28 protein-coding genes and 2 pseudogenes are annotated in these 25,778 nt (G+C 70.6%); 13 read left to right on the forward strand and 17 right to left on the reverse strand.

Annotation, left to right across the window (positions count from 1 at the left end):
- Positions 1–67: 67 nt before the first annotated feature.
- Positions 68–757, reverse strand: coding sequence for an alpha/beta fold hydrolase (locus tag ACY34I_RS15390; RefSeq protein ID WP_462755716.1), 690 nt, complete (start codon positions 755–757; stop codon positions 68–70).
- Positions 758–808: 51 nt separating this feature from the next.
- On the opposite strand from ACY34I_RS15390, the gene ACY34I_RS15395 reads away from it, so the two are divergent.
- The 4 genes from ACY34I_RS15395 (at position 809) to ACY34I_RS15410 (ending at position 3,920) form a co-directional block, all read left to right on the forward strand.
- Complete coding sequence (locus ACY34I_RS15395; protein WP_462755717.1) at positions 809–1,504, forward strand: helix-turn-helix transcriptional regulator; 696 nt, start codon at positions 809–811, stop codon at positions 1,502–1,504.
- Between the two features lie 201 nt (positions 1,505–1,705).
- Complete coding sequence (locus tag ACY34I_RS15400; protein ID WP_462755718.1) at positions 1,706–2,314, forward strand: dihydrofolate reductase family protein; 609 nt, start codon at positions 1,706–1,708, stop codon at positions 2,312–2,314.
- A gap of 53 nt (positions 2,315–2,367) precedes the next feature.
- Positions 2,368–2,691, forward strand: coding sequence for a YciI family protein (locus ACY34I_RS15405; protein ID WP_462755719.1), 324 nt, complete (start codon positions 2,368–2,370; stop codon positions 2,689–2,691).
- The gene (locus ACY34I_RS15410; protein ID WP_462755720.1) at positions 2,688–3,920 is read left to right on the forward strand and encodes an RNA polymerase sigma factor; all 1,233 of its coding nucleotides are present in this window, start codon (positions 2,688–2,690) and stop codon (positions 3,918–3,920) included. The genes ACY34I_RS15405 and ACY34I_RS15410 overlap by 4 nt, the downstream gene beginning before the upstream one ends.
- A 74-nt stretch (positions 3,921–3,994) precedes the next feature.
- Here ACY34I_RS15410 and ACY34I_RS15415 read toward each other — a convergent pair whose 3' ends face one another.
- Entirely contained in the window at positions 3,995–4,723 is a 729-nt protein-coding gene (locus ACY34I_RS15415) for a sulfotransferase family protein (RefSeq protein WP_462755721.1), read from the reverse strand.
- Between the two features lie 27 nt (positions 4,724–4,750).
- Here ACY34I_RS15415 and ACY34I_RS15420 point away from each other — a divergent pair, with 27 nt between their 5' ends.
- The 5 genes and pseudogenes from ACY34I_RS15420 to rox all read left to right on the forward strand — a co-directional run bounded on the left by ACY34I_RS15420 (position 4,751) and on the right by rox (position 8,798).
- Complete coding sequence (locus ACY34I_RS15420) at positions 4,751–4,900, forward strand: hypothetical protein (RefSeq protein ID WP_462755722.1); 150 nt, start codon at positions 4,751–4,753, stop codon at positions 4,898–4,900.
- Positions 4,901–5,120: 220 nt separating this feature from the next.
- Positions 5,121–5,317: pseudogene (locus ACY34I_RS15425) on the forward strand (transposase); the annotation flags it as partial.
- Between the two features lie 157 nt (positions 5,318–5,474).
- The gene (locus ACY34I_RS15430) at positions 5,475–6,074 is read left to right on the forward strand and encodes a class I SAM-dependent methyltransferase (protein WP_462755723.1); all 600 of its coding nucleotides are present in this window, start codon (positions 5,475–5,477) and stop codon (positions 6,072–6,074) included.
- Positions 6,075–6,209: 135 nt separating this feature from the next.
- Positions 6,210–6,703: pseudogene (locus ACY34I_RS15435) on the forward strand (IS5 family transposase); the annotation flags it as partial.
- Positions 6,704–7,373: 670 nt separating this feature from the next.
- Positions 7,374–8,798 carry a rifampin monooxygenase gene (gene rox, locus ACY34I_RS15440; protein WP_462755822.1) on the forward strand — a complete coding sequence of 475 codons (1,425 nt, stop codon included), beginning with the start codon at positions 7,374–7,376 and terminating at the stop codon, positions 8,796–8,798.
- A 98-nt stretch (positions 8,799–8,896) separates the two neighbouring features.
- Here rox and ACY34I_RS15445 read toward each other — a convergent pair whose 3' ends face one another.
- The 7 genes from ACY34I_RS15445 to ACY34I_RS15475 all read right to left on the reverse strand — a co-directional run bounded on the left by ACY34I_RS15445 (position 8,897) and on the right by ACY34I_RS15475 (position 13,160).
- Complete coding sequence (locus ACY34I_RS15445; protein ID WP_462755724.1) at positions 8,897–10,042, reverse strand: RNA polymerase sigma factor; 1,146 nt, start codon at positions 10,040–10,042, stop codon at positions 8,897–8,899.
- A complete protein-coding gene (locus tag ACY34I_RS15450) occupies positions 10,039–10,443 on the reverse strand; it encodes a YciI family protein (protein WP_462755725.1) in 405 nt (134 codons plus the stop codon). Before ACY34I_RS15450 ends, ACY34I_RS15445 begins: the two co-directional genes overlap by 4 nt.
- Positions 10,444–10,606: 163 nt before the next feature.
- The gene (locus ACY34I_RS15455) at positions 10,607–11,086 is read right to left on the reverse strand and encodes a hypothetical protein (RefSeq protein WP_462755726.1); all 480 of its coding nucleotides are present in this window, start codon (positions 11,084–11,086) and stop codon (positions 10,607–10,609) included.
- 24 nt (positions 11,087–11,110) lie between these two features.
- A complete protein-coding gene (locus ACY34I_RS15460; RefSeq protein WP_462755727.1) occupies positions 11,111–11,254 on the reverse strand; it encodes a hypothetical protein in 144 nt (47 codons plus the stop codon).
- Positions 11,255–11,416: 162 nt separating this feature from the next.
- Positions 11,417–11,701, reverse strand: coding sequence for a hypothetical protein (locus ACY34I_RS15465; protein ID WP_148800559.1), 285 nt, complete (start codon positions 11,699–11,701; stop codon positions 11,417–11,419).
- Between the two features lie 44 nt (positions 11,702–11,745).
- Positions 11,746–12,054 carry a hypothetical protein gene (locus ACY34I_RS15470; RefSeq protein WP_462755728.1) on the reverse strand — a complete coding sequence of 103 codons (309 nt, stop codon included), beginning with the start codon at positions 12,052–12,054 and terminating at the stop codon, positions 11,746–11,748.
- Between the two features lie 71 nt (positions 12,055–12,125).
- On the reverse strand, positions 12,126–13,160 hold the full coding sequence (locus ACY34I_RS15475; RefSeq protein ID WP_462755729.1) for a LacI family DNA-binding transcriptional regulator: 1,035 nt from the start codon (positions 13,158–13,160) through the stop codon (positions 12,126–12,128).
- A gap of 282 nt (positions 13,161–13,442) precedes the next feature.
- On the opposite strand from ACY34I_RS15475, the gene ACY34I_RS15480 reads away from it, so the two are divergent.
- Both ACY34I_RS15480 and ACY34I_RS15485 read left to right on the forward strand, forming a co-directional pair.
- Positions 13,443–14,393, forward strand: a complete 951-nt coding sequence (locus ACY34I_RS15480) for a LamG-like jellyroll fold domain-containing protein (protein ID WP_462755730.1) — start codon at positions 13,443–13,445, stop codon at positions 14,391–14,393.
- 38 nt (positions 14,394–14,431) lie between these two features.
- Positions 14,432–16,540 carry a PQQ-dependent sugar dehydrogenase gene (locus ACY34I_RS15485; protein ID WP_462755731.1) on the forward strand — a complete coding sequence of 703 codons (2,109 nt, stop codon included), beginning with the start codon at positions 14,432–14,434 and terminating at the stop codon, positions 16,538–16,540.
- Between the two features lie 107 nt (positions 16,541–16,647).
- Here ACY34I_RS15485 and ACY34I_RS15490 read toward each other — a convergent pair whose 3' ends face one another.
- A complete protein-coding gene (locus ACY34I_RS15490; protein ID WP_462755732.1) occupies positions 16,648–17,076 on the reverse strand; it encodes a YybH family protein in 429 nt (142 codons plus the stop codon).
- A 66-nt stretch (positions 17,077–17,142) separates the two neighbouring features.
- On the opposite strand from ACY34I_RS15490, the gene ACY34I_RS15495 reads away from it, so the two are divergent.
- Complete coding sequence (locus ACY34I_RS15495) at positions 17,143–17,484, forward strand: winged helix-turn-helix transcriptional regulator (protein WP_462755823.1); 342 nt, start codon at positions 17,143–17,145, stop codon at positions 17,482–17,484.
- 50 nt (positions 17,485–17,534) lie between these two features.
- On the opposite strand, the gene ACY34I_RS15500 is transcribed toward ACY34I_RS15495, so the two are convergent.
- From ACY34I_RS15500 to ACY34I_RS15530, 7 genes are read right to left on the reverse strand one after another with little or no spacing between them, the layout of a single operon-like run.
- On the reverse strand, positions 17,535–18,629 hold the full coding sequence (locus ACY34I_RS15500; protein WP_462755733.1) for a glycerate kinase: 1,095 nt from the start codon (positions 18,627–18,629) through the stop codon (positions 17,535–17,537).
- Positions 18,629–19,468 (reverse strand): sugar phosphate isomerase/epimerase family protein, encoded by an 840-nt coding sequence (locus ACY34I_RS15505; RefSeq protein WP_462755734.1) that lies wholly within the window; start codon positions 19,466–19,468, stop codon positions 18,629–18,631. The genes ACY34I_RS15500 and ACY34I_RS15505 overlap by 1 nt, the downstream gene beginning before the upstream one ends.
- Positions 19,465–20,628, reverse strand: coding sequence for a dihydrodipicolinate synthase family protein (locus ACY34I_RS15510; protein WP_462755735.1), 1,164 nt, complete (start codon positions 20,626–20,628; stop codon positions 19,465–19,467). Before ACY34I_RS15510 ends, ACY34I_RS15505 begins: the two co-directional genes overlap by 4 nt.
- Positions 20,625–21,776 (reverse strand): Gfo/Idh/MocA family protein, encoded by a 1,152-nt coding sequence (locus ACY34I_RS15515; protein ID WP_462755736.1) that lies wholly within the window; start codon positions 21,774–21,776, stop codon positions 20,625–20,627. Before ACY34I_RS15515 ends, ACY34I_RS15510 begins: the two co-directional genes overlap by 4 nt.
- A 26-nt stretch (positions 21,777–21,802) precedes the next feature.
- The gene (locus tag ACY34I_RS15520) at positions 21,803–22,624 is read right to left on the reverse strand and encodes an ABC transporter ATP-binding protein (RefSeq protein ID WP_462755737.1); all 822 of its coding nucleotides are present in this window, start codon (positions 22,622–22,624) and stop codon (positions 21,803–21,805) included.
- Between the two features lie 4 nt (positions 22,625–22,628).
- The gene (locus ACY34I_RS15525; protein WP_462755738.1) at positions 22,629–23,648 is read right to left on the reverse strand and encodes an ABC transporter substrate-binding protein; all 1,020 of its coding nucleotides are present in this window, start codon (positions 23,646–23,648) and stop codon (positions 22,629–22,631) included.
- A 16-nt stretch (positions 23,649–23,664) separates the two neighbouring features.
- Positions 23,665–24,543, reverse strand: a complete 879-nt coding sequence (locus tag ACY34I_RS15530) for an ABC transporter permease (RefSeq protein ID WP_462755739.1) — start codon at positions 24,541–24,543, stop codon at positions 23,665–23,667.
- 195 nt (positions 24,544–24,738) lie between these two features.
- On the opposite strand from ACY34I_RS15530, the gene ACY34I_RS15535 reads away from it, so the two are divergent.
- Positions 24,739–25,767, forward strand: a complete 1,029-nt coding sequence (locus ACY34I_RS15535) for a LacI family DNA-binding transcriptional regulator (protein ID WP_462755740.1) — start codon at positions 24,739–24,741, stop codon at positions 25,765–25,767.
- Positions 25,768–25,778: the final 11 nt, after the last annotated feature.

Here is a 25,778-nt window from a genome sequence, read left to right on the forward strand (position 1 = left end):
GCCTGCGCACCGCGGCTCCTTGCGGGTCTCTTCCTACCGAGGCCTCCTGCCCGTCAGTCGATCGGTGTCACGGCCGTGCGTCGAGGAATCGCGTGATCGCAGCCGCGACGGCTTGGTGGTCTTCGAGCATCGGCAGGTGCCCCGTATTCAGGTCGTTCTGCCAGGCTGCGCCGAGTCGCTGGGCGCATCGTTGTTGCAGCGCCATCGGCAGCTCGTGGTCGTCGGTGGTGCGCAGGTAACCGCGCCACCCGTTCCACGACCGGTGAGCGGTCCGGTCTCGGTAGAGGGCGGGTGACTCGGGGGTGAAATCGGCGATGATGCGGTCGGTGACCTTTTCGTCCAGACCATGGGCGAGGCCCCGTCTGATCGCCGAGTCCGGCGGCCGGGTCCCGGCGACTCGCATCGCGGCGCTGAGCACCCACCGGTTCGGCACCGGCATCGCCGAGATGAAGGATCCTCCCGGCTGCGGGATCACGGCACTGATCGCCAGGAACGCGCTGACGCGTTCGGGCACGAGCCGGGCGACTTCGGCGCCGATCACACCACCGGCCGAGTGCGCGACGATCGCGTACCGACCCGGCGGTGCGGAGTCGATGACCGCCTGGGCGTAGTCGCGCAACCGGGCTCGGCTGCCCTGCGGTCGGGCAGCGACGCAGGTCTGCTGCCCTTCGCCGAGGTCGCGGCGGACGTCATCCCAGATCCAGGCGGGAAGCCCGGCGCCGCTGAGGAACATGATCGGATCGCGTGAACTGCTCATGGACGCCATCGTCACTCGCAGCGATGTCACCGGTATGTCACTATTTATTGGATGAACCGCACCGACCGTCTCTACGCCTTGCGTGAGGAACTGCGGCGCGCGGGGCCCGCCGGCCGCTCGGCGGAACGACTCGCCGCGATCTTCGACGTCAGCGTCCGCACGATCAAACGAGACATTTCGACTCTGCAGCACGGCGGCTTCCCGGTCTGGGCTCGACCCGGACCCGGTGGTGGCTACGTCGTTGACGCCGCCGCGACCCTCCCGCCGGTTAACTTCACCGACGCCGAGGTTTCCGGCCTCGCCGCCGCCGTGGCCGCCCACCGCGGGCAGCCCTTCGACAGCCACGCCCGCGCCGCCCTCGTCAAGGTGCTCGGCGTGATGGACACCCGCGCGCGAGAAAACGCCACCGCGTTGAACGGTCGTGTCTGGATCGACCACACCGACACACCCGGCGATGCCCGGATTCGGCACGCGATCGAGCAGGCACTCCACGCACAGCGCGTCCTCGTCGTGGACTACCGCGACCGGCATGGCACGCCGACCACCCGGCAAGTCGATCCCGTGCTCCTGGCCCGCACCCAAGGACACTGGTACCTCGTCGGGCACTGCCACACTCGTCAAGCGATCCGCTGGCTCCGCCTCGACCGTGTCAGCGCCGCACACCTGACAACCCAGCCCGCCGCTCGTATCCCCGTCGAAGCCGTTGGCACACCGCCCACCACCGCGGAGGCCATCGCCGAACTGTGACGCCACCCGCTGGCAGTACCTCAGCTCACCTGGCGGACGACAGCAGCAGCGGGCGGGGCGCCGGCGGATCGCTGACGACCGGCGTCCTGGAAAGTTCTTCAAAAAAAATCCGGGTGGCGGTGTCGGATCGGGGCGGTGGTGTTCGTAGCAGGGGTGAGGCCGCCCGCAAGGGGGCGGTGCCAAGGTAAAGGAACCGCGATCATGAAGCTGACGACGATGACCCAGGTCACCCTCGATGGAGTGATGCAGGGAAACGGCGCCGTGTCGGATGACCGCAGGAACGGATTCGAGCGCGGCGGATGGGCCCGGGGGGCGGGTGACGACGAGACCAGGACGTTCATCACGCAGACCTACCAGCGCGCCGAGGCGTTCCTGTTCGGCCGGCGCACCTACGAGTTGTTCGCCGGCTCCTGGGGATCAATCGACCAGATGCGCGCACATCCCATCGGCGTGGCCCTGACCGAGGCCCCCAAGTACGTTGCCTCGACCACGCTCACCGCGCCGCTTTGGCAGGACACGACCGTTCTCGGCGGTGACCTCGCGGCGGCCATCAGTGAGCTGAAGGCCAAGCCCGGGGGTGAGCTGCAGGTGCACGGCAGTGGCGCGCTGACCCGGTGGCTGCTGGAGAACGATCTGGTCGACGAGATGACTCTGATCGTGATCCCGGTGATCCTCGGCCAGGGCGCGAGACTGTTCCCGGAGACCGGTCCGGAGCTTGCGCTCGACCTGATCGAGTCGCGGGTCGACTCGAAGGGCGTGACGATCCAGGTCTACCGGCCGGCCGGGCGCCCGCGGTATGCAACGGCCTGAAATCCCTGACCACCGAACCACGTTTTCCCGACACCACAGGAGATGATCTTCAGATGCAATACCTGGTTTCCGTGATCGATGACAAGAGCAATCCTGGCAGCACGGACAGGCAGCCTGCCATCAGCGCGTTCAACGAACGACTGATCGCCGAGGGCTACTGGGTTTTCGCGGGCGGACTGGCGGACACCGACGCGGCCACAGTCATCGACAACCGGGGCGAGCAGGCGGTGTTCAGCGACGGGCCTTTCGTGGAGTCGAAGGAGTACCTCGCCGGCGTCTGGGTGTGGGAGGCCCCCGATCTGGATGTGGCGCTCAAGCTCGCCGCCGAGGCGTCGAAGGTCTGCGATCGGAAGATCGAGGTGCGGCCGTTCCTGTGAACAGGGCCGACGTCCGCGAAGCGGTCACCCGGGCCCACCACGACGAGTGGGCCCGGGTGGTCGCCGCCCTGACCAGGCGCTTCGGTGACCTCGACATCGCCGAGGAGGCAGCGGCCGAGGCGTTCACGACCGCCGTGGAGCGGTGGCCGGCCGACGGCGTACCCCCCAACCCCGGCGCCTGGCTGACCACCACCGCCAACCGCAAGGCCATCGACCGGATCCGGCGCGAGAACATGCGCGACAACAAGCACAAGGAGGCTCAGCTGGTGTACGACAACACCCCACCCGAGCCTCTCGGCGCCATCGACGACGACCGGCTCCGGCTGATCTTCACCTGCTGTCACCCGGCCCTCGCCATGGAAGCCCGCCTGGCGCTGACACTGCGCATGGTCGGCGGCCTGACCGTGCCCGAGATCGCCCGCGCCTTCCTGGTAGCCGAGAGCGCCATGGGGCAGCGGATCACCCGCGCGAAGGCCAAGATCAAAGCGGCGCGCATCCCCTATCGGATGCCGTCCGCCGAGGATCTCCCAGCCCGCGTCACCGGCGTGCTCGCCGTCCTCTTTCTCGTCTTCAACGAGGGCTACCTGGCGACCGGCCCCGACACCGACCCCCTACGGCACGACCTGACCGCCGAGGCGATCCGACTCACCCGCCTGATCCGTGCCCTCCTGCCGCACGACGGCGAGGTGGCCGGGCTGCTGGCGCTGATGCTCCTCATCGAGGCCCGCCGCGCCGCCCGGGTCTCGGCCAACGGCGAACTGGTCGCCCTCGACGAGCAGGACCGCGGCGCCTGGGACAACGCGCTGATCGCCGAGGGCCACCGGCTGGTGCGCGAGCGCCTGGCCGCCGGCGTGGCTCCGGGTCGCTACCAGATCCTCGCCGCGATCAACGCCGTGCACGCCTCCGCCCGCGACATCCGCGACACCGACTGGTCACAGGTCCTCGCCCTCTACGACCAGCTCGTCCGCCTCGACCCCTCCCCGATCATCGCCCTCAACCGGGCCATCGCGGTCGCCGAGCTCGACGGCCCGCAGGTGGCACTGGCGACCATCGACCGCCTTGAGGACAAGCTGGCCGGCTACCACGCCTACCACGCCACCCGCGCCGACCTGCTGCGCCGGCTCGGCCGCAGTCAGCAGTCGCGCGCGGCCTACGACAAAGCTATCGAGCTGGCAGGCAACACCGCCGAGACCGCCTACCTGACCCGTCGCCGCGACCAACTGCGGTAGCGCCCAATCCGTGCGTGCAGCGGCGGCCGACCCGGGGCGCGACGCGGCGTCGTCAAGGCGGAGAGCCAGAGCCGTCACTCATATCCCATGGCCGGGATGATCTTGCCGAATGCTTCTTCGATCAACTCGCGGGTTTCGTCGTCGAAATGGTCGTTGCGGCGCGTCAGCTTGTGCGACTGAAACGTTGAAGGGGTGGCGAAGTCGTCGACGTCGAGCCGTTCGAACAGGGCCTTACGCTGCCCGGGCCAGTCGGATGCGAGATCTTCGGCTTTCACCTCGATGTATCGCCTGCCCGTCAGGTCGACCGTGTTCTTCCAGGTGAGCCATCGGTGGTAGATCGGCTTGAGGTAGGCGAGCGCGCCGTCGACGGTGGGCGGTGCCCATGGCTGGGCCAGGTGGGATGCGAGCACCGAGACCGGGTGACGCTTGATGTGCACGATGGTCGCTTCGGGGACCAGTTCCCAGAGGAAGTCCATGCACAGCAGGTTGAACGGTGTCTTCTCGCACCAGGTCGGCTTGCCCGCGTCGGCGGCTGCTCCGCCGAACATGGTGTCGATCAGGCCCCGCAGGATTCCGAGCAGCTCGCCCCGGTCGCTGAAATACCTGGGAAGTACCCGCCGGCGGCTCAGCGGCTCGAACGGTCCGGCAGGCCGGTCGGCGTTCCCGAAGCCTTCCGCGGGTGCAGGTTCGTCGAATGTGTACGCGATCAACTGCGGCCAGAGCTGTTGCACCGCGTCCCGGTAGCGCCGCTCGCCGACCAGCTCGGGAACGGTTTTGCCGCGATCGTCGCGCCGGCCGGGCACTCGTACGGTGAGGAAGTCACTCAGCCGGTGCAGGGCGTCCTCACCGACGGTGGGGTCGTATCGATCGGTGAGCGCGTCGGCCAGGTCCCGCAGGCCACCCGGGTCGATGAGAAACCGGGTCTCCATCGGAATCCGATGGATCAGCGGATGTTCGCCGATGATGTCGGCGATCCGTGACGTTCCCGAACGACCCGTACCCGCAACGAAGACCGGTGAGGGGATAGGCATGGCGAGCAGTCAAACTCCCAGCCCGCGCCTGTGCAAGCCATTTATCCCCTTCACCCGCTGCTACGGGCCGGACCCGGACCCGCCGCGCCGAGTGCGTGCCGGACGGCCGCCTCCAACAAGCGAGCAACGAATATCGAAGCTTCCCAACGCGGTGGACGTGGTTGAGCCGATGCTGCACGCGCCGGGTCGGCGTTCGGGCCGGTGGGATCACCGGCACTGATCAACGGGATTTCGTGGAAGCTGCGGACCGGGGCGACCGGACTTGCCCGACCGCTATGGACCGTGGAAATCTGCCATGAACGATTGCGGCGGTGGACGGTGGACGGGACGGGGGATCGGATCCTGGCCCACGCGCATGAGCCGGGTCCTTGTTTGTCGCACCCACGCGGCTTTGGCAGGAATGCACCCTCGCTTTTCGTGGGAATGGAGTAACGGTGACAATCACCGACTACGACAACTTTGCGAACGTCTACTCGGCGGAGAACAGTCCGGCCTCTTCAACGCCTACTAGGAGCGACCCGCGATGCTTCGCCTCGCCGGCAACGTCTCGGGCCGCCGGATCCTCGACGCGGGGTGCGGTTCCGGCCCGTTGTCAGCTGCGCTGCCCGCCAAGGGAGCCGTGGTCACCGGCTTCGACGTGAGTGCGGCCATGGTCGACCTGGCCCGTCAGAGGCTGGGTGAAGACGGCGATTTGCACGTGGCGGACCTGAGGGCGCCACTGCCGTTCGCAGACGCCGAGTTCGATGACGTCGTCGCATCCCTGGTCCTGCACTACCTGGAGGACTGGTCCGGCCCCCTCGCCGAGCTGCGTCGCGTGCTGAAGCCAGGCGGTCGCCTGATACTTTCGGTCAACCACCCCGCCGCCTATGCGATCGAGTATCGCAACTACTTTGCGCTTACGAAGTACTCCGAGGACTACATCCTGGACGGCCAGACTGTGTGCCTGACCTTCTGGCACCGGCCGCTGCACGCCATGGCAGATGCTTTTGCTGCTGCTGGGTTCCGCATCGCGACGATCAGCGAGCCGCCCCCTTCACCGGACACTCCTGCCGAGCTGCTTCCACCCGACATGGACTCCGGGTCCTTCATGTGTTTCCTCTTCTTCGTCCTCGAGTCCGCCTAGAACTCCGGGCGTTCCCACGGCCGTCCGGACCTACGGAGGCGAACTGGCCTGGCTCACATGATCGACAGGACAGGCCCTCGGCCTGTCCTGTCGATCTAGGGACGGTTCAGTGTCTGCGCGGTCGGACGTGGTGAGTTGACAGACAAGGCTTGGGCGGTGATCGAGGCGTTGCTGCCCGCGCTCGGACGGGCGTAACGGCAGGTGGCGCGATCACCGCCAGGTCATCAACGGAATCCTGTGGCAGCCGCGGACCGGCGCGCCATGGCATGACCTGCCCGAACGCTACGGGCCGTGGAAGACCTGCCACGAACGACTGACCCGGTGGACCGCGGACGGCACCTGAGACAAATCCTCGCCGCGGCGCAGGTACGCGACGACGGCACTGCGGTGCAGTGGACGGTCAGCGTCGACTCGACGATCGTGCGGGCGCACCAGCACTCGGCCGGGGCCCGTAAAAGGGGGGCTCCAGACGCGCTGCGGCGACAGACGGTGAGGCGCTGGGTCGCTCCCGCGGCGGACTGACCACGAAGATCCATCTCGCTGTCGACGGGCGGGGCCAGCCTTTGTCGATCCTGCTCACGCCCGGTCAGGTCGGAGACAATCAGCAGCTGCTCAACGTCTTGGACGCGGGAAACACAAGAACTGTCATTATGATGTACCGGCAATTTGTCCGGATCTGCCCGTTTATGTTAACGGATTATCGATAACAGCAATCCAATAATTCGGCCGGGGTGTCGGGGAGCGCCGGCGGGCGGGAGTGGCACGACGGCCAAGCGGCGGGCCGCGGGGTGTTCGCCGATCCGCCGCCGTTGATGGGCGGCGCCGAGCGGTTGGATGATCGCTGGCCGCCCTGCCGCAGCGCCTATCGAGATCCGGTCCGCATCGGGGGGCAGCCAGGAGCAGACCCTGACCGCGACCGGGACCAGCCGGGCCGCCACGCCGGATTCGCCCGGCAACCGCACTGGCCCGTTCGGAGTCGTGATCACGTGGCGGGGAAAGGACTGGACGGGATGATGTTCAGCCTTGTAGCTTGCAGTTGCCTGTGACACCGCCCGAGGAGGTGAGACCCATGAACGTTGTATCGATGTGGGTGCTCCCCCTTCCCGTCACGGTCGGGCGATTGACGTAGGTGTCGCCGGGAGCGCCTCGCCAACAAGGCACTCCCGAAAGGCAACACCCATGCACTCTCTGCAGCTCCCCGCCGAGCCGTCGTCGAACGATACGATCGAGCGCGACTTCACCGCGGGCGACGTCCCCGGACTCCCATCGCCGGCCTCCGGCGCCGATCGCGCGCCCCTCATGTTCGACGTGATCATTGCCGGGTGCGGGCCGACTGGCGCGATGCTGGCCGCCGAACTGCGGCTGCACGATGTGCGGGTACTCGTCCTGGAGAAGGAAACCGAGCCCAAGTCGTTCGTCCGCATAGTCGGTCTGCATATTCGCAGTCTCGAGCTGATGGCAATGCGCGGACTGCTGGAGCGCATCCTCGAACACGGAAGACAGCGTCCGGCCGGCGGCTTCTTCGCCGCCATCAACAAACCCGCCCCCAAGGGCCTGGACTCCGCGCACGCCTATCTGCTGGGCATCCCGCAGCCGGTCATCGAACGCCTGCTCGAAGAACATGCGATCGAACTGGGTGCGCAGGTCCGGCGCGGTTGTGCCGTGGCCGGTTTCGAGCAGGACGACGAGGGTGTGACCGTCGAGCTGGCCGACGGGGAACAGCTGCGTTCGCGCTACCTCGTCGGCTGTGACGGCGGGCGCAGTACGGTGCGCAAACTGCTCGGTGTCGGCTTCCCCGGCGAGCCCTCGCGGACCGAGACGCTGATGGGCGAGATGGAAGTGGGTGTGCCGCAGGAGGAGATCACCGCCAAGGTGACCGAAATCCACGAGACCCGTAGGCCGTTCTGGCTCAGGCCCTTCGGCGAAGGCGTCTACAGCGTCGTCGTCCCCGCCACGGGGGTCAGCGATCGCGCGGAACCACCCACCCTCGAGGATTTCAAACAAGCGCTGCGCACCGTCGCCGGAACCGATTTTGGCGTGCACTCCCCGCGCTGGTTGTCCCGCTTCGGGGATGCCACCCGGCTAGCCGAACGTTATCGGGTCGGGCGGGTGCTGCTGGCCGGCGATGCGGCACACATCCATCCACCCACCGGTGGACAGGGCCTCAACCTGGGCGTTCAGGACGCATTCAACCTCGGCTGGAAACTGGCCGCGCAGATCCGCGGCTGGGCGCCGGAAACACTGCTGGACACCTACCAGGCCGAACGTCATCCGGTCGCCGAGGACGTGCTGGACAACACCCGCGCCCAGATGGAACTGCTCTCCACCGAGCCGGGCCCGCAGGCCGTGCGCAGGCTGCTCACCGAACTGATGGACTTCGACGAGGTGAACCGCTATCTGATCGAGAAGATCACCGCGATCGGCATCCGCTACGACTTCGGCGCGGGCCCCGACCTGCTCGGCCGCCGCCTGCGCGACATCGACGTGAAACAGGGCCACCTCTACGGTCTGCTGCATCGCGGCCGCGGCCTGCTGCTGGACCGCACCGAACGCCTGACCGTCGACGGCTGGTCGGACCGGGTCGATTACCTCGCCGATCCCACTGCGGTACTGGATGTTCCGTGCGTCCTGCTACGCCCCGACGGCCACGTCGCCTGGATCGGCCACGATCAGCAGGACTTGGACGACCACCTTTCCCGCTGGTTCGGCAAGCCCGCCAACTAATTTCGCCTGAGCAACCGAAAATGCCTGCGAACACGCCTGTCTCGGATCGAGACCATGACAGGGACTGGTTCGTGTGGTCATGTGGGCGGATGCGGCGCTCACGGACGCAGCAGTTGCCGTACCCGTGCGGCCTCTCGGGTGAGGTGGTCGCGCTCCGGCACGCTGGCAGCGGCGCGGGACGCCTCGGCATACAGTTCGGCGGCGCGATCGAGGTCACCGGCGCGTTCGTGCAGGTATGCCGTCACCGCCGCGTATCGGGGCAGGTCGGGGCTCACGTCAACCAGCGCCGCGAGGCCGGCGTGCGGTCCGTCGGCCTCGCCGACCGCCACTGCGCGGTTGAGCCGCACCACCGGGCTGCCGGTGAGGAGCAGCAGTTCGTCGTACCACTCCACGATCTGCACCCAGTCCGTCTCGGACGTCGTTCGGGCGTCCGCGTGCAGGGCGGCGATCGCGGCCTGTGCCTGGTATTCGCCCAGCCGGTCGCGGGCCAGCGCGGCCTGCAGAATCGTCACCCCCTCGGCGATCAGGACGGTGTCCCAGCGCGACCGGTCCTGGTCAGCAAGCGGCACCAGGCGACCTCCCGGGCCCGTGCGAGACGCGCGGCGCGCATGGTGCAGCAGCATGAGCGCGAGCAGCCCCGCGACCTCGGGCTCGTCGGTCAAGGCGATGAGCTGGCGGGTGAGGCGGATCGCCTCGGCCGCCAGGTCGACGTTTCCGCCGTACCCCTCGTTGAAGACGAGGTAGAGCACGCGCAGCACCGTCCCGAGATCGCCGGGCTGGTCGAGCGGCAGCCCGGCGATCCGCCGCTTGGCCCGGCTGATCCGCTGCGCCATGGTCGCCTCGGGGACGAGGTATGCCGCTGCGATCTGCCGCGTGGTCAGGCCACCGACCGCGCGCAGCGTCAAGGCGACGGCCGAGGTCCGCGGCAGGGTGGGGTGCGCACACAGGAAGTAGAGCCGCAGTGTGTCGTCGGTGGCGGGCGTCGGACCGGCGGGAGGCTCGACCTCTACGGCGAGCTCCCGCCCCCGCCGCGACGCCTCGGCACGGGCGGCGTCGAGGAACCTGCGCCACGCGACCGCGACGAGCCATGCCTTCGGATCGCGCGGCGGATCGTCCGGCCAGGTTTCCAGGGCCCGGATCAGGGCCTCCTGGACGGCATCCTCGGCCGACGCGAAGTCGGCTCCGCGCCGGACGAGGACACCGATCACCGCGGGCACAAGCTCCCGCAGCAGTGACTCGTTCACTCGGTCACCGTGGGCAGCTCGGTGAGAAACGGTCGCACCTCCAGCCACTCGTGGATCGGCTTGCCGCCGGCCCCGGGGGCGGCGGACAGCTCCCCAGCCAGCTGGACCGCGCGATCCCAAGACTCCACTTCGATGACCATCCAGCCGGCGATGAGGTCCTTGGTCTCGGCGAACGGACCGTCGGTCACCGGTGGGCGCCCCTCGCCGTCATACCGCACCCACGCGCCCTCGGGCGCCAGCGCTTGGCCGTCGACGAACTCACCCGTCTCCTCCAGGCGAGCGGCGAAATCCTGCATGAACTGTACGTGCGCGTCGACCTCCTCCGGCGTCCACCGGTCCATCGGCACGTCGTTGACCGAAGCTGGCGCGCCCCGGTAGTGCTTCAGCAGCAGGTACTTCATGCTGGTTCTCCCTCTTCGTCACGCGGCCCGTCGTGGCCACTCCTGTCCCTGGGACGGAGCCGGTGCCACATTCTCGACACTCGACACGACATCCGCGAGTGAACTCACCAAACCCGAACGCGACCGCACCTGCTCGCGGTGATCGGGCCGGCCATCGGCTGCATCACCGTCGGTCGGGATTCCGCGGGGCTCCGCGTCTCCAGCGGCGACCCGCCGCGACCAGCAGCGCGTACAGCGCCCAGGATGCGATGACCCAGCTCGTCACCGGCACCCAGGCGGCGAGCCAGCCCGCCAGGCCCGCCTCGTGCAGTGGGGCGCTCGGCCGGTTCGCCCCGGCCAGCACCGCGTAGGCGACGGCCGCCAGCCCGCACAGCAGCGGCACCGCCACGCGGCGGAACAGCGCCGCCGAGAGCACCGCCGCCGCGAGCCACAACGACGCCCCGGACAGGACGGCGGCGGTGCTGGTGGCCAGGTCTCCCGGGGTGGGCGGCTCGCCGAACAGGGCCGCGGCGGCGATGCCGGCCACGAACATCGACCAGGCGGCACCGGGCAGGGCGAGGAGCAGCACCAGCCACGGCCAGGCCCAGTGGCTCCGGTCGCGGGGCCGGACGTCGTCCGGCTGGAGGTCGGGGGAGCCGGTCATGCCCCGATCCTGGTCGGGGTCGGGTCACCCCGCCTGAGTCGTCGTACTCAGGTGGTCACCGGGGGCCAGCAGCAGCGCTTCCGCCGTGCCCCGGACCTCCGGCCCGTCGCCGCTGCTCTGGTCCAGGTCGGTGGCCGCGAACCGGCGCCGCTGCGGGCCGAAGGCCACCGACCGGCGGCTGACCAGGAAGTCGCGAGGCTCGGGCGTCGTCCGGGGCGAGCTGGTTTGGCAGGCCGAGCGGGCGGCGCAACCGGTCGCGGCCCTGACGTCACGTCCACACGGGACGCGCGAGGGTGGCCTCGCCGCAGCGAGGCCACCCTCGACGCACCCTCACCGTTCGGTGCGGTCCTCGATCTCGGCGCCGGACTCCTCGGGAAGAGCGCCGATCGCCTGCTCGGCGGCCCGGCCGCCGGTGCTCTCGTCGCCCAGGGTGAGGTCGCTGCGGGGCATGCCCTCCACCCCGGTGGCGACGCCGGTGCCGTCGGGTGGGCCGGCGGTGCGGGAATCCCCGGTACGGCCCCGGGTCACACCGCGTTCGTCCAGGCGCTGGTGCGCGGTTTCGCCCCCCAGGTGATCGGCTCGGGACTTCGCCACGCGCTTGATGTCGTCGCTCATGTCGCCTCCCGTGTGCTGGCTGTCGAACTGGCCGGCGGTGCCGGTCAGCGGCCGATGGCCGGCCGGCCGGGCCTCGGCGTGCCCGGTCGTGGCGCCGCCGTCTGGGCAGCCGGACCACCCGAGGACTCGCGTCGGCCCACGCCCTGGCCGTGGTATATGCCCTCGTCCGTCCCCGGATCGCCGGGATCGGCCAGGCTGGTGTCGATGGGCCCGCCGCTCGGTTCGGACAGGCCGGCCCGGCGCAGCGCGGTGACGAGCTGGTCGTGCGACATCCGCTCGCAACCCGGGATTCCGGCGGCGTACGCGATGGCGCGCAGCGTCGCCAGGTCCTCATCCACGAAAGATTCGGCCATGCCGGTGCCTTCCCGGGGCTCGGGCCGGGAAACCCGGCGGCGGCGGTTTCTCGCCGTGTCCGCCGGTCGGCTCAGCGGGCCGGCGCGGGGCCGGTCGAGTCGCGGACGATCAGGGTGTGGCCGGTGGGCCGGCGGCGCGGTCGGGTCGACCGGGGTTTCAGGGCGAGGGTGAGGGCCATCCGTCCCATTTCGGGCATCGGCAGGCGTACCGTGGTGAGGCTCGGGGCGAGGTCGGCGGCGACCGACACGTCGTCGAAGCCGACCACCGACATCCGTTCGGGCACCGGGATGCCCCGGGCTCGCAGAATGGACAGCACGCCGATCGCCATCGCGTCGTTGAGCGCGATGATCGCGGTGCTGTCCGGGTGGTGGTCCAGGATCCGCTCGGCAGCCACCCGGCCGCCGTCACGGGTGAAGTCCGAGTGCACGACGGGCAGCCCGTCGAGGGAGAGCCCGTGCGCGGACAGCGCGGCGGCGACGCCGGCGAGCCGGTCGGCCACTGTGGTCAGTCCGGGCGTGCCTGCCGCGACGGCGATCCGCCGGTGGCCGAGGCCCAGCAGGTGCGTGCCGATCGCCCGGCCGCCCGCCTCGTTGTCGGGCACGACGGCGTCGACGCCCAGCGCGTGCCGGCCGATGACGGCGACGCGGCCGCCGGCGCGCTGGAAGGCGGCGAGTTCGCTGCGGGCCTCGCCCTCCACGCGCGGGTCGTCGTAGCCGGATCCGGCGATCAGGATGATGCCCACCTGCTGGGCGATGAGGTGCCGCAGCTGGCGCAGCTCGTTCTCCGGGTCGCGGCCGGAGTGGGCGATCTGGACCAGCAGCCCCTCCTCGGCGGCGACCTCGATGACACCGCTGGCGATCTCGGAGAAGTAGGGGTCGTCGATCTGGTGGACGATCAGGCCGACCGTGGAGCTGGCGCCGCCGGCGAGGGTGCGGGCGTACGGGTTGGCGACGTAGCCCAGCTCGCGCGAGACCTGCCGGACCCGGTCGGCCACCTCCTCGCTGACGCCCTCGCGGCCGGCCAGGGCGCGGGAGGCGGTCGCCAGCGAGACGCCGGCGCGTTCCGCCACGTCGACGAGGCGCAGCCGGGCACCGGGTCTGGGCATCCACAAACTCCTGACGTCACATTGATCCGCGCCGCGCTCTTGCCTGTGGCGTAAGGCACAGCATAGAGTACGAAAGCGCTTTCGTAAGCGCTTTCGTACGCGCGGCGCCGCCGCTGTCCGACCGCCGTCCGATGCGCCTCACCTGGGGCCGGCCGGCGACCGGGCGGCTCATCAGTCCTGTCCAGACGTACCCTCCGACGCCAGTGACCAGAGCACGGTCCCGCGCATCACGTAAGCGCTTTCGTCCGCGACCACCGCATCGACGAATGGAGCACCGGTCACATGAGAAGATCCAGACGCGCCGCCGTCGCGGTCACCGCCCTGCTGGGGCTGGCCCTGACCGCCAGCGCGAGCCCCGCCCAGGCCGACCGGCCCGGCCCGCACGACGTCCACCCCGCCCTGTGGTCGCACCTGGTCGCCTTCTACGACTTCGACCACCCGGTGCCCGGCGACGTCGCGCTCGAACGGGACCTGGGCCGCTCGGGCACCGAGATCGAGCTGGTCAACGGCGGCGCGGACATGCGGGTGCCCGACCAGGCGTACAAGGGCAGCGGCAACGCGTTGCAGACCCGGCAGGTCAACCCGGAGATCGCCGGCAACGACGACTGGAAGGCCGGGATCTGGTCGTCCAGCGGCATGCGGACAATGCGCGCGTTCAGCGGCGCCGAGGGTACGACGGTGATGGGCTGGTTCAAGCGGGACATGGACGGCCCGGCGCTGAACTCCACCACCGCCAACCCGACCGACCGGTTCAACGCCATCGGCCTGGCCGGCGTGCTGACCGGCGACTCCGACGGCCACGGCGTGCGGGCCCTGCTCGAGCTCATCGACGTGAGCGGCGAGCTGCGCCTGGTCGCGCTCGGCCGGCGCCTCGACGGCGGCAGCTCGCAGACGTTCGCCGCGAGTGAGGACTGGCGCACCCTGCTGCCGAAGGGGGAGTGGGTGCACCTCGCCGCCACCTTCGACTTCACCACCGGAACCATGGCGCTCTACCGCAACGGCGAGCCGATCGACGGCTTCTACACCGTCGCCGGTGACCCGTGGAAGGTGTCCGGGCCCGGCCCGCACGTCACCAGCGCCACCGACTCGCGCGGCATCAAGATCGGCGGGAGCTTCCCGCAGAACACGCTGGAGCGCAACCCCTGCGACTGCCGCATGGACGGCCTCATGTTCCTCGACAGCGTGATCCCGGCGAGCGACATCGCCAAGCAGTACCGCTACATGGCCCGCTGACCGTTCCTCGGTCCGTCCCACCGAGAAGGAGAACCCGCGTGTTCATTCGCGCTGGCAGCACCGGCAGACTCCGCAGAGCCGCCCTGACCGCCGGGGTCACTGCCGCCACCCTCGTCCTGTCCACCCTGGTCGCGGGGCCCGCCCGGGCCGCCGGGGCCGTCTACGACCCGATCCCAGAGACGCCGATCCAGTCCGAGTTGGGACTGGTCCTGCAGGAGTACGCCAGCTTCCCGCAGTCGACCCCGAACCCGGCCCCGGTCGACCAGCGCCTGGTCCGCAAGGCCCGGATCAACACCATCAACGAGCTGCCCGACGGCTCCGGCCGCCGCGCCGTGCCGGACCTCAACGGCAACCTCTACTTCGTCGAGAACGGCGTGCCGCACGTCTACCTGGACGTCGCCGCCACGTTCGCGCCGCAGTTCTTCTCCGGCCGCGGCCTCGGCCAGGGCTTCGGGTACGTCGCGTTCCACCCGGACTTCGCGCACAACGGCCGCTTCTACACCATCCACACCGAACAGGCCTCGCTCGCCACCCGGACGCCGGACTACGCCCAGCCGAACACCATCTACCAGGGCGTCATCACCGAGTGGACCGCCACCGACCCGGCCGCCGACACGTTCTCCGGCACCCACCGCGAGCTGCTGCGCATCGGCTTCGGCGGCCAGATCCACGGCATCCAGGAAATCAACTTCAACCCGACCGCGAAGCCGGACGACGCGGACTACGGCATGCTCTACCTGGCCGTCGGTGACGGCGGGCAGGGCTACCGCAACGGCGACCCGCAGAACATGGGCATGCCACACGGCAAGCTGCTGCGGATCGACCCGCGCGGCACCAACGCGTCCAACGGCCGGTACGGGATCCCGGCCGACAACCCGTTCGTCGGCAAGGACGGCGCGCTCGGCGAGATCTACGCGGTGGGCTTCCGTGACCCGCACCGGTTCAGCTGGGATCGGGCCACCGGCCGGATGTTCCTCGGCCACATCGGCGAGCACGCCATCGAGTCGATCTACGAGGTACGGGCCGGGGACAACTTCGGCTGGAGCGAGCGCGAGGGCTCCTGGGTCTTCGACAAGACGGCGACCAAGCCCTGCGACAAGCTCTACCCGCTGCCGGCCGACGACGCGAAGTACGGCTACACCTACCCGGTCGCCGCGTACGACCACGACCCGGCCCCGGGCTGGAACTGCACCTCCGACGTCGGCGTCGCGGTGGCCGGCGGGTTCGTCTACCGCGGCCACACCCTGCCGGCCCTGATCGGCAAGTACGTCTTCGGTGACCTCGTAGCCGGCACCGTCCTCTACACCGAGGCCAACGAGATGCGCCGCGGCGAGGGCCTCGCTCCGATCCACCGGCTCGCCCTCTACACCACCGGGGGCGACCTGGTACGCATGCAGGACCTGTCCGGCCCGGGCGCGCCCGGCGACCCGAACCGCGTCGACCTGCGCTTCGGCACCGACGCGGCCGGTGAGATCTACATCGTGGCCAAGGCCAACGGGAAGATCTGGAAGGTGGTCGGCACCAAGAAGGTGGCGGAGGGCGACGTGGGCCACACCAAGGTGGTAGACACCGGCGGCGCGCCGAACTGGACGCCGGTGACCCCGTCGAAGTGGCAGTTCGACGGCGACCAGGTGATCCTTGCCGAGGCCGGCGTCAGCCGCCCCGGCCCGCGCCGGCCGTTCGAGTACGCCCTGCTCAACAAGGGCCCGGCGGCCTGGTCGTCGGTGCAGATCGACGCCCGGGTACGCCTCGACACGCCGGTGGAGGTCACCAACCGGGATGTGATCATCGTCTTCGGCTGGCAGTCGGACACGCAGTACTACTACGCGCACCTGTCGACCGACAACACCATCTACCCGCACAACGGCATCTTCAAGGTCAACAACGCCGACCGGGAGCGCATCGACCACCAGTGGAACGGTCGGTCCCGCGGCGCGAACCCGGCGATCACCGACGCCGACTGGCACAAGGTGCGGGTCGTGCACCTGCCCGCCACCGGTGAGATCGCCGTCTATGTCGACAACGACAAGGACCCGCTGCTGACCGCGAAGGACACCACCTTCGGCTCCGGTCGGGTGGGCTTCGGCTCGTTCGACAACATCGGCCGTACCCGCCTGTTCACGGTCACCGGTACGCCGGCGGCCTGACGAGCGGACGCGGTGGGGACGGTGGCCGGGTGCCGCCGTCCCCACCGGCGCTGCCAGGATCGAAGCTGGCGTCCGCCGGGCCGGTGGGACGCGTGGATGCTCCGCTGTCAGCCGTGGTGAACCTGCGGCTCGGCGGTGCCGAACGGGTTGTCGATGACGTATCGCCAGAGACCGTCGGGACCGCGGCGGGCGACATCGGTGGCGGTGCCCTCGATGTGCACGGCCCGGCCGTCACGGTCGGTGCCCTCGATGACCCAGTCCACGATGAGCAGGGCGATGTCGTCGGCCACGTAGACGTGACGCGGCCGCACCTCGATGGGGAGCCCGAGAGCGAGGAACCGCCGATTGGCCGCGATCCGGGCGGCGCCGGTGAGGGGCTGACCCGGGACGGTGACGAGCACACCTGCGGGTTCGTAGACCTGCTCGACCGCCGTCACATCGCCGGTGTTGAAGGCCCGGGCGAAGACCGACGGATGGTGGGCCGGGCTGTCGCTCAGGGGGATACTGTCGGAGTGGGTGTTGCGGTCGGGAGACATGCCGACAGTCAAGGCGCTGCCGGCGAAGGTAACCAAACGGTGAGCAGCGGCTGGGACCCTGACCTGGTGCCGGACCAGCGCGGCGCGACCCGTCGGCCGGAGTCGAGTTGCCCCGTCGAGGTCGCGCTGGCCGCCGTGAGCGGCCGATGGACCACCCTGGTGCTGCGGGAACTGATGCACGGGCCCAGATCCTTCGGCCAGCTGCAGTCCGCGCTGCCGGGCCTGAGTGCCAAGGTGCTCAGCGAACGGCTCGCGGCGTTGACGCGGCAGCGCCTGGTCGTGTGCGAACGCTCCGCTACCTTCCCGCCGCGTACCTGCTACCGGCTCACCCACGCGGGCACGCAGCTGCGCCCGCTGCTGGTCGAGCTCTATCGGGCCGGGGACGCGCTGCTGCGCGAACAGGCGTGAGGCCCGAGGCGGGTAGCGCTCCTGCGGATCATCCTCGACATCCGGCGGGCTCAGCCAGTGGTCAGCCGGTCGGCCAGCACGTCACCGGCCTTGACCAGCCACCGCTTCGGATCGTGCAGCGCCGCGTCGACCGAGCCGGCGAGTTCCACCAGGGACACCGCCGCCGACACCGTGCCGGGCAGCTGCCCGGTGACCTGCCCGGCCGCCACCCCCACCGGCACGGCGGCGGACGCGGCCTGATCCAGCAGCGAGCCGACCACCTTGCCGGTCAGCGAGGTCTCGTCGAAGCGCCCCTCACCGGTGAGCAGCAGGTCCGCGCCGGCGAGCGCGTCCGCCAGCCCGACCAGTGCGGCGATGGTCGTCGCGCCCGGCACGATCGTTGCCCCCCACAACGCGGCCAGACCGTAGGCGGTGCCGCCCGCCGCGCCGGCCCCCGGCTCGTCGAGGTGACCGCCGGCCAGCTCGGCGAGCCGGTGCAGCGCCGCGTCCAGCAGCGCCACGTCCGCCGGCTCCGCGCCTTTCTGCGGTCCGTACAAGGCGGCGGCACCGGCCGGGCCGGTCAGCGGGGCGGTCACGTCGACCAGCAGCTGCACGCCACCGAGCGGCGGGGGAAGCAGATCGCTGGTGTCGACGTGGGCCAGATCGGCCAGCGCGGCACCGCCCAGCGGCAGGTCCCGGCCCCGGGCGTCGCGCAGCCGCAGGCCGAGGGCGCGCAGCGCGCCGGTGCCGCCGTCGGTCGACGCCGACCCGCCGAGGCCGATGACCAGGCGGGTGGCCCCGGCATCGAGGGCGGCCCGGGCGACCGCGCCGAGCCCGTACGTGTGCGCGCCGAGCGGATCCGGGGCGCGCATCAGCGGCAGCCCGCTTGACTGGGCGAGTTCCAGCACGGCCGCCCCGTCGGGCAGCAGCAGCCAGGCGGCGGTCACCGCGCGGCCGTCGGGCCCGGGCACGGTCACGATGCGGCGTTGCGCGTCCGGCAGGGCGGCGGCGAAGGCGTCGACCGTGCCTTCGCCGCCGTCGGCCAGGGGGAGCAGCCGTACGTCGTCATCCGGTCGGTGGGCGAGCCAGCCGCGGGCCAGCGCGCGGGCGGCATCGTCGGCGGTGATGCTGCCCTTGAACGAGTCCGGCGCGACGACGACCCGCATCAGTCGGCCAGGACGAGGTGGAGGTAGCGGTCCTTCATGGTCGCGAGGACCTCGTCCGGGTCGGTCGCCCACACCTCGGCGTTGAAGATCTCCACCTCGGTGTCGCCGGTGTAGCCGGCCTGCTCGACGGCCCGCCGGAACGGCGGGAAGTCGATGTGGCCGTCGCCCATCATGCCCCGGCCGAGCAGCACGTCGGCCGGCAGCGGGGTGAGGAAGTCGCAGACCTGGAAGCTGGCGATCCGGTCGCCGGCCCGGGCGATCTGCCGCCACACGTCCGGGTCCCACCAGATGTGGAAGGTGTCGACCACGACGCCGACCTGCTCGACCGGGAACGGTTCGGCGAGGTCGAGCGCCTGCCCGAGGGTGGACAGGACGGCCCGGTCGGCGCAGTACATCGGGTGCAGCGGTTCCAGCGCGAGCCGTACGCCGCGTTCGCCCGCGTACGGGGCCAGCTCGGCGAGCGCGTCGGCCACCCGCTGCCGGGCGCCGCGCAGGTCGCGGGAGCCGGGCGGTAGGCCGCCGACCACCATGACCAGGCAGTCGGTGCCCAGTCCGGCCGCCTCGTCAATGGCGCGCCGGTTGTCCTCCACCGCCGCTCGGCCGGCCTCGCCGGTGGCGGTGAGGAAGCCGCCGCGGCACAGCGACGACACCCGCAGCCCGGCGTCGGCGACGAGCTTCGCGGCGGCGGCCACGCCGATCTCGGCCACCGGTTCGCGCCAAAGGCCGATGGCCGGGATGCCGGCGCGGACGCAGCCCTCGACGGCCTCGCGGACCGACCACCGTTCGGTGGTGCGTTGGTTGAGCGACAACCGCGCCAGCCGCGGGTCCACGGCGTTCATGCGCTCACCCCGGCGACCGAGAGGTAGCGGCGCATCCGCTCGATTGCCAGGTCGGGGTCGAGCAGCAGGCCGGCGGTGTCGGCGAGGCGGAACGCCCGCACCAGGTGCGGCACGCTGCGCCCGCTGTGCAGCCCGCCGACCATGGTGAAGCCGGGCTGGAAGCCGTTGAGCCAGGACAGGAACGCGATGCCGGTCTTGTAGTACTGGGTGGGCGGGGCGAAGACGTGCCGGGACAGCGGCACGGTCGGGTCGAGGATCTCCCGGAAGCCCGCGGTGTCGCCGGCGTCGAGGCGTTGCAGCGCCGCCGACGCGGCGGGGGCGATGGCCGCGAACGCGCCGAGCAGGGCGTGGCTGAACTGCCGGCCGTCACCGGCGATCAGCTCGGGGTAGTGGTAGTCGTCGCCGGTGTAGACCCGGACGGTCGGCGGCAGCAGTTCGCGCAGCCGGACCTCCCGCTCGGCGTCGAGCAGGGACACCTTCACCCCGTCGATGACGTCGGCGTGGGCGTGCACCAGCGACACGAACGTCTTGGTCGCCTCGTCGAGGTCGGTCGAGCCCCAGTAGCCGGCGAGGGCCGGGTCGAACATGTCGCCGAGCCAGTGCAGCACGACCGGCGCCGTCGTGGCGGACAGCACCTGGTCGTAGACGCGCAGGTAGTCGTCGGGGCCGGTGGCCAGCGCGGCGAGCTGCCGGCTGGCCATCACCACGGCGGTGGCGCCGCACTCCTGGACGAAGGCGACCTGCTCGATGTACGCGGTGACGACCTCGTCGAGGGTGTCGGGGACGCCGGTGAGCTGGTCGGTGGCGGCCCCGGCGACGATGCGCCCGCCGCAGGCGGCGGCCTCGGCGGCGCTGCGCCGGATCAGCTCGCGGGTGGCGGCCCAGTCCAACCCCATGCCGCGCTGGGCGGTGTCCATCGCCTCGGCGACGCCGAGCCCCCAGGACCACAGGTTGCGCCGCACGCCCAGGGTGGCGTCCCAGTCCAGCCGGGCGGGCTGGCCGGGGGCGTTGTCGGCGTACGGGTCGGCGACCACGTGGGCCGCGGCGTACGCGATCCGGCTGGCCGGCGGGCCGGCCGGCCGCTGCCAGCCGGCCGGCTCGCGCAGGGTCAGCACCTCGCTCCCGCCCGCCGGGTTGGGCAGGGTGATCCGGGCGGTCACAGGGTGATCTCCTCGATCTCGATCCGCCGCCCCTCCCGGGCCGAGCGCAGCCCGGCCTCGGCGAGCTGCACGCCGCGGGCGCCGGCCAGGAAGTCCCACGGGAACGGCTCGTTGTCGACGACGTGGCGCAGGAACGCCTCCCACTGGACCTTGAACCCGTTGTCGAAGTCCTCGTTGTCGGGGACGGTCTGCCACTGGCCGCGGAAGTTCTCGGTGACCGGCAGGTCCGGGTTCCACACCGGCATCGGGGTGGCGCCGCGGTGCTGGATGCGGCACTCGCGCAGCCCGGCCACGGCGCTGCCGTGGGTGCCGTCGACCTGGAACTCGACCAGCTCGTCGCGGTAGACCCGCACCGCCCAGGAGGAGTTGATCTGGGCGGTGATGCCGCCGGCCAGCTCGAAGATGCCGTAGGCGGCGTCGTCGGCGGTGGCCCGGTAGGCCTGGCCGGTCTCGTCGACCCGCTCGGGGATGTGGGTGGCGATGTGCGCGGTCACCGCGGTGACCGGGGCGAAGATCTGCTCCAGCACGTAGTGCCAGTGCGGGAACATGTCGACGACGATGCCGCCGCCGTCCTCGGCGCGGTAGTTCCAGCTCGGCCGCTGGGCGTCCTGCCAGTCGCCTTCGAACACCCAGTAGCCGAACTCGCCGCGTACGGACAGGATGCGGCCGAAGAACCCGCCGTCGACCAGCCGCTTGAGCTTGCGCAGGCCGGGCAGGAACAGCTTGTCCTGCACGACGCCGTTCTTGATGCCCTTGGCGGCGGCGAGCCGGGCCAGTTCCAGGGAGCCGGTCAGGCCCTCGGCGAGCGGCTTCTCGGTGTAGACGTGCTTGCCCGCGTCGATCGCCGCCCGGATGGCCTTCTCCCGCTGGGCGGTGACCTGCGCGTCGAAGTAGATCTGGTGGGAGTCGTCGGCGAGCGCGGCGTCCAGGTCCGTCGTGTACGACGTCAGCCCGTGCCGGGCGGCGATCTCGGCGAGCTTGGCCTCGTTGCGGCCCACCAGGGTCAGCTCCGGCCAGATGCGGCTGCCGTCGCGGGCGGGCAGTCCGCCCTGCTCGCGGATGGCGAGCAGGGACCGGACGAGGTGCTGGCGATAGCCCATCCGTCCGGTCACGCCGTTGAGGATGATCCCGATAGACGTGCGCTCCACGTGTGTTTCCTTCCCAGGTCCGGTGGTTATTCGGCGGTCGTCGTCGCACCCAGGAGGTCCCGGATGCGTCCCGTGGCGCGCGCGAATTCGGGCTCCGACATCGTCTGGCCGTAGTCACGCTCGACGGGGAGGTCGACGTCGATGACCTCGGCGACGGTGCCGGGTCGAGGGGTCATGACGATCACCCGGTTGGCCAGGTAGACCGCCTCGGCGATGGAGTGGGTGACGAGCAGGACGGTGGTGCCGGTCTCCCGCCAGATGCGCCGCAGCTCGACGTTCATCTGCTCGCGGGTGAGGGCATCGAGGGCCCCGAACGGCTCGTCCATGAGCAGGACCGGGGGGCGGTGCAGCAGCGCGCGGCACAGGGCCACCCGCTGCTGCATCCCGCCGGACAGTTCGTTCGGGTACGCGTCCTCGAAGCCGGTCAGGCCGGTCATCTCGATCAGCTCGTCGACGCGCTGGCGTACCTGTGCCTTGGGTAGGCGGCGCATCTCGGCCTGGAGCAGGATGTTCTTGCGGGCCGTGCGCCACTCGAGCAGGGCGGCGCGCTGGAAGACGTACCCGATGTCGCGCCGCGGCCCCCGCACGTCCTCGCCGTGCAGGCGGACCTGGCCGGACGAGGGCCGCAGCAGGCCGGACACCAGCTTCAGCAGCGTCGACTTGCCGCAGCCGGAGGCGCCGACGATCGAGACGAACTCGCCGGGCTCGATCCGCAGCGAGACGTCGCGCAGCGCGGTGACGTCCTTCTTCTTGGTACGGAAGCGGACCGCGACCTGGTCGATCTCGACCGCGGCGCCGGTCGCCGTGGCGTCGGCGGGCCGCTGCGTGGTGGTGTTGCCGACCGTCATCGGTTCATCCCTTCGGCGCGAAGCTCGCGTCCCAGTAGGCCGACGGGGACTCGGCCTTGGTGATCACGCCGGCCTCGGCGAACACGTTGATCGTCTTCGTCCAGTCGGCTTCGTCGTTGATGCCGGGGGCCTGGCCCTTGGTGGCGTCGGTGTGCAGCAGCTGCAGGGTGGCGTTGAACTGGTCGGTGAGCACCTTCTCCGACGGCAGCTGCTGGGAGGCGCCCGCCATCGCCGCGACGGCGCCGGCGGCGTCCTTCTCGGCGGCGGACCAGGCTTCGCTGCTGGCCGCGACCATCCGCTTGACCAGGTCCTGCTTGTTCTTGATGGTGTCGGTGGAGGCGAGCAGGCCGTTGCTGTAGAAGGTCAGGCCGTGCTCGGCGAACTTGAGGTAGGAGACCGGCTTGCCGGCCTTCTCCTGCATGGTCGGGCCCTGGTCGGTGGCGAAGCCGAGCAGCGCGTCGGTCTTGCCCGACATGACGGCGGCCATCTTGCCGGCCGGGTCGGTGTTCTGCAGGGTCACGTCCGAGGCGGCGAGGCCGTTGGCCTTGAGGAAGGCCGGGAAGGTCTTGCTCAGCGCGTCGCCGGCGGTGGAGGCGATGGTCTTGCCCTTGAGGTCGGCGGGGGAGTTGATGTTCTTGTCGGCGAAGAACTGCACCGACGACGGGGTGGTCTGCAGGAAGACGCCGACGCTCTTGACCTCCATGCCCTGGCCGACGGCGGAGAGCAGGGCGGGGGTGTCCGCCCAGCCGAAGTCGGTCTGCCCGGCGGCGGTGGCCTGGACGGTCTTCTGCGAGCCCTGGCCGGCCTGGATGGTCAGGTCGATGCCGTGCTTGGCGAAGATGCCCTGCTTCTTGCCGAAGTAGAACGGGGCGTGCTCACCGTACGGGTACCAGTTGAGGGTCAGGGTGACCTTGTCGAGGCCCTGGGCGGTCTTGGCCTGCTCGTCGGAGGACGAGCCGCAGCCGGTGGTGGCGGCCAGTATCAGCGCCGGCACGAGCGCGGCGGCGAGGGTGCGCAACTTCATGGGACGGGTCTCCTATTCAGAGCGACGTCGTAGCGGCGTCGGTACGGCGGCTGGCGTGCCATGGAAGGACGAAGTACTCGAGCAGTTCCACGACCACGAACAGGACCACGCCGAGCAGCGACATGATGAGCAGCCCGGCGAACAGCGTCGGGGTGTCGAGGTTGCCGTTGGCCTGCAGGATCACGTAGCCGAGGCCCTCGTTGGCGCCGACGAACTCGCCCACCACGGCGCCGGTGACGGCCATCGTGGCGGCGACCTTGAGGCCGGCGAACAGGTGCGGCAGGGCGGCCGGGAACCGGATCTTCCGGAAGGTCTGGCCGGGGCCCGCGCCCATGGTCGCCGACAGTTGCAGCATCTCCGGGTCGATGGACTTGAGGCCGGTGACCGTGGAGATGACGATCGGGAAGAAGGCCATCAGGACCGCGACGACGACCTTCGGGGTGAGCCCGAAGCCGAGCCACACGATGAACAGCGGCGCGATGGCGATCTTCGGGATGACCTGGGCGAACAGCAGCAGCGGGTAGAGGCTCTTCTCGACCGTCGGGGAGTAGACCATCACGACGGCGGAGAGCACGCCGACCACGATGGCGATGGCGAAACCGAAGATCGTCTCGTAGGTGGTGATCCAGGTGTGGTGGGCGAAGTAGCCGGTCTGGGCGAGGACGACGTCCAGCGTGGTGCCCGGCGAGGGCACCAGGTACGGCTTGACCAGGCCCGCCGCGGTGACCGCCCACCAGACGACGAAGATCGCCGCGAGGACCGCGGCGGGACGCCAGGTGTGCTGGACGAACCGGAGCAGGCCGCCGCCGGTCCGACCCGGGCGGCGGGCGGCCGGCGCGGGGGTGCGGGCGGGAGCGGTCGGCTCCCGTTGCTCGATGGCGCTCTGCGCGGCCATGACCCTCCGTTCTCCCTGGCTGGCCGGCGGTTCCGGGTTCTCAGCCGCTGGGTAGGCGCGTGCCGTCGGCAGGGCCGTAGACGTCCGGAAACTCCAGGTCTCGGCCCTGAATGCGCTTTCAGTAAGCGCTTTCAGGGTGCTACGGTAACCACGCCGAAATAACCCGGTCAAGAACTTCCGCAGGGGGAAAAGTCCATGCAGCCACGGACGCACGTGACCCTGGAAGACGTGGCCAGAGCCGCCGATGTCTCGCTGGCCACGGCCTCCCGGGCACTCAACGGCATGCGGGTCACCCCGCAGCTGCGGGACCGGGTGCTGGCGGCGGCCGAACAGCTGGCGTACACGCCGAACGCGCACGCCCGCGCCCTGGCCGGCGCCTCCCACCGCACGGTCGGCGTGATCTGCCACGACGTCAGCGACCCCTACTTCGCCGCGGTCGCTGGCGGCGTCATGCGCATCGCCGGCGACAACGACCTGCTGGTGATGCTGGCCAGCACGTTCCGGGACCCGGAGCGGGAGATCGCGTACGTGTCGATGCTGCGCGCCGAGCGGGCCCCGGCCATCCTGCTCATCGGTTCCGGGTTCGAGGACGCCCGCTGGGAACGGGCCCTGGACGCCGAGCTGAAGCCCTACCTGGACGGCGGCGGCCGGGTCGCCGTGGTCAGCCGGCACCGCAGCCTGAAGGTCGACAGTGTGCTGCCGGAGAACCGGGCCGGGGCGGCCGCCATGGCCCGCGCCCTGCTCGACCTGGGCCACCGCCGGTTCGCCGTGCTCACCGGACCGGCGGCGCTGACCACCGTCGCCGACCGGCTCGGCGGCTTCCGCGATGAGCTGACGAAGGCAGGCGTGTCGCTGGACCCGGCCGACATCATGGAGGGCCCGTTCACCCGCGACGGCGGGTACCGCGCGATGACCGAACTGCTGGCCCGCGGCCTGACCGCCACCTGCGTGTTCGCGCTGACCGACGTGATGGCCATCGGCGCCTGCGCGGCGCTGCGCGACCACGGCCTGTCCGTGCCGGACGACGTCTCCGTCGCCGGCTTCGACGACATACCGATCGTCCGCGACCTCACCCCGCCGCTGACCACCGTCGCGCTGCCGTTGCAGCAGCTCGGCGAGAAGGCGATGGAGCTGGCGCTGACCGAGAACACCGGGCGACGCCGCCGGATCCTGCGGATGGGCGGCGAGGTCGTCGTCCGGGCCAGCACCGCCAAGCTGAACTGACCGAAAGGGAC

It is taken from the genome of Micromonospora sp. RTBAU3-60, assembly GCF_054963695.1.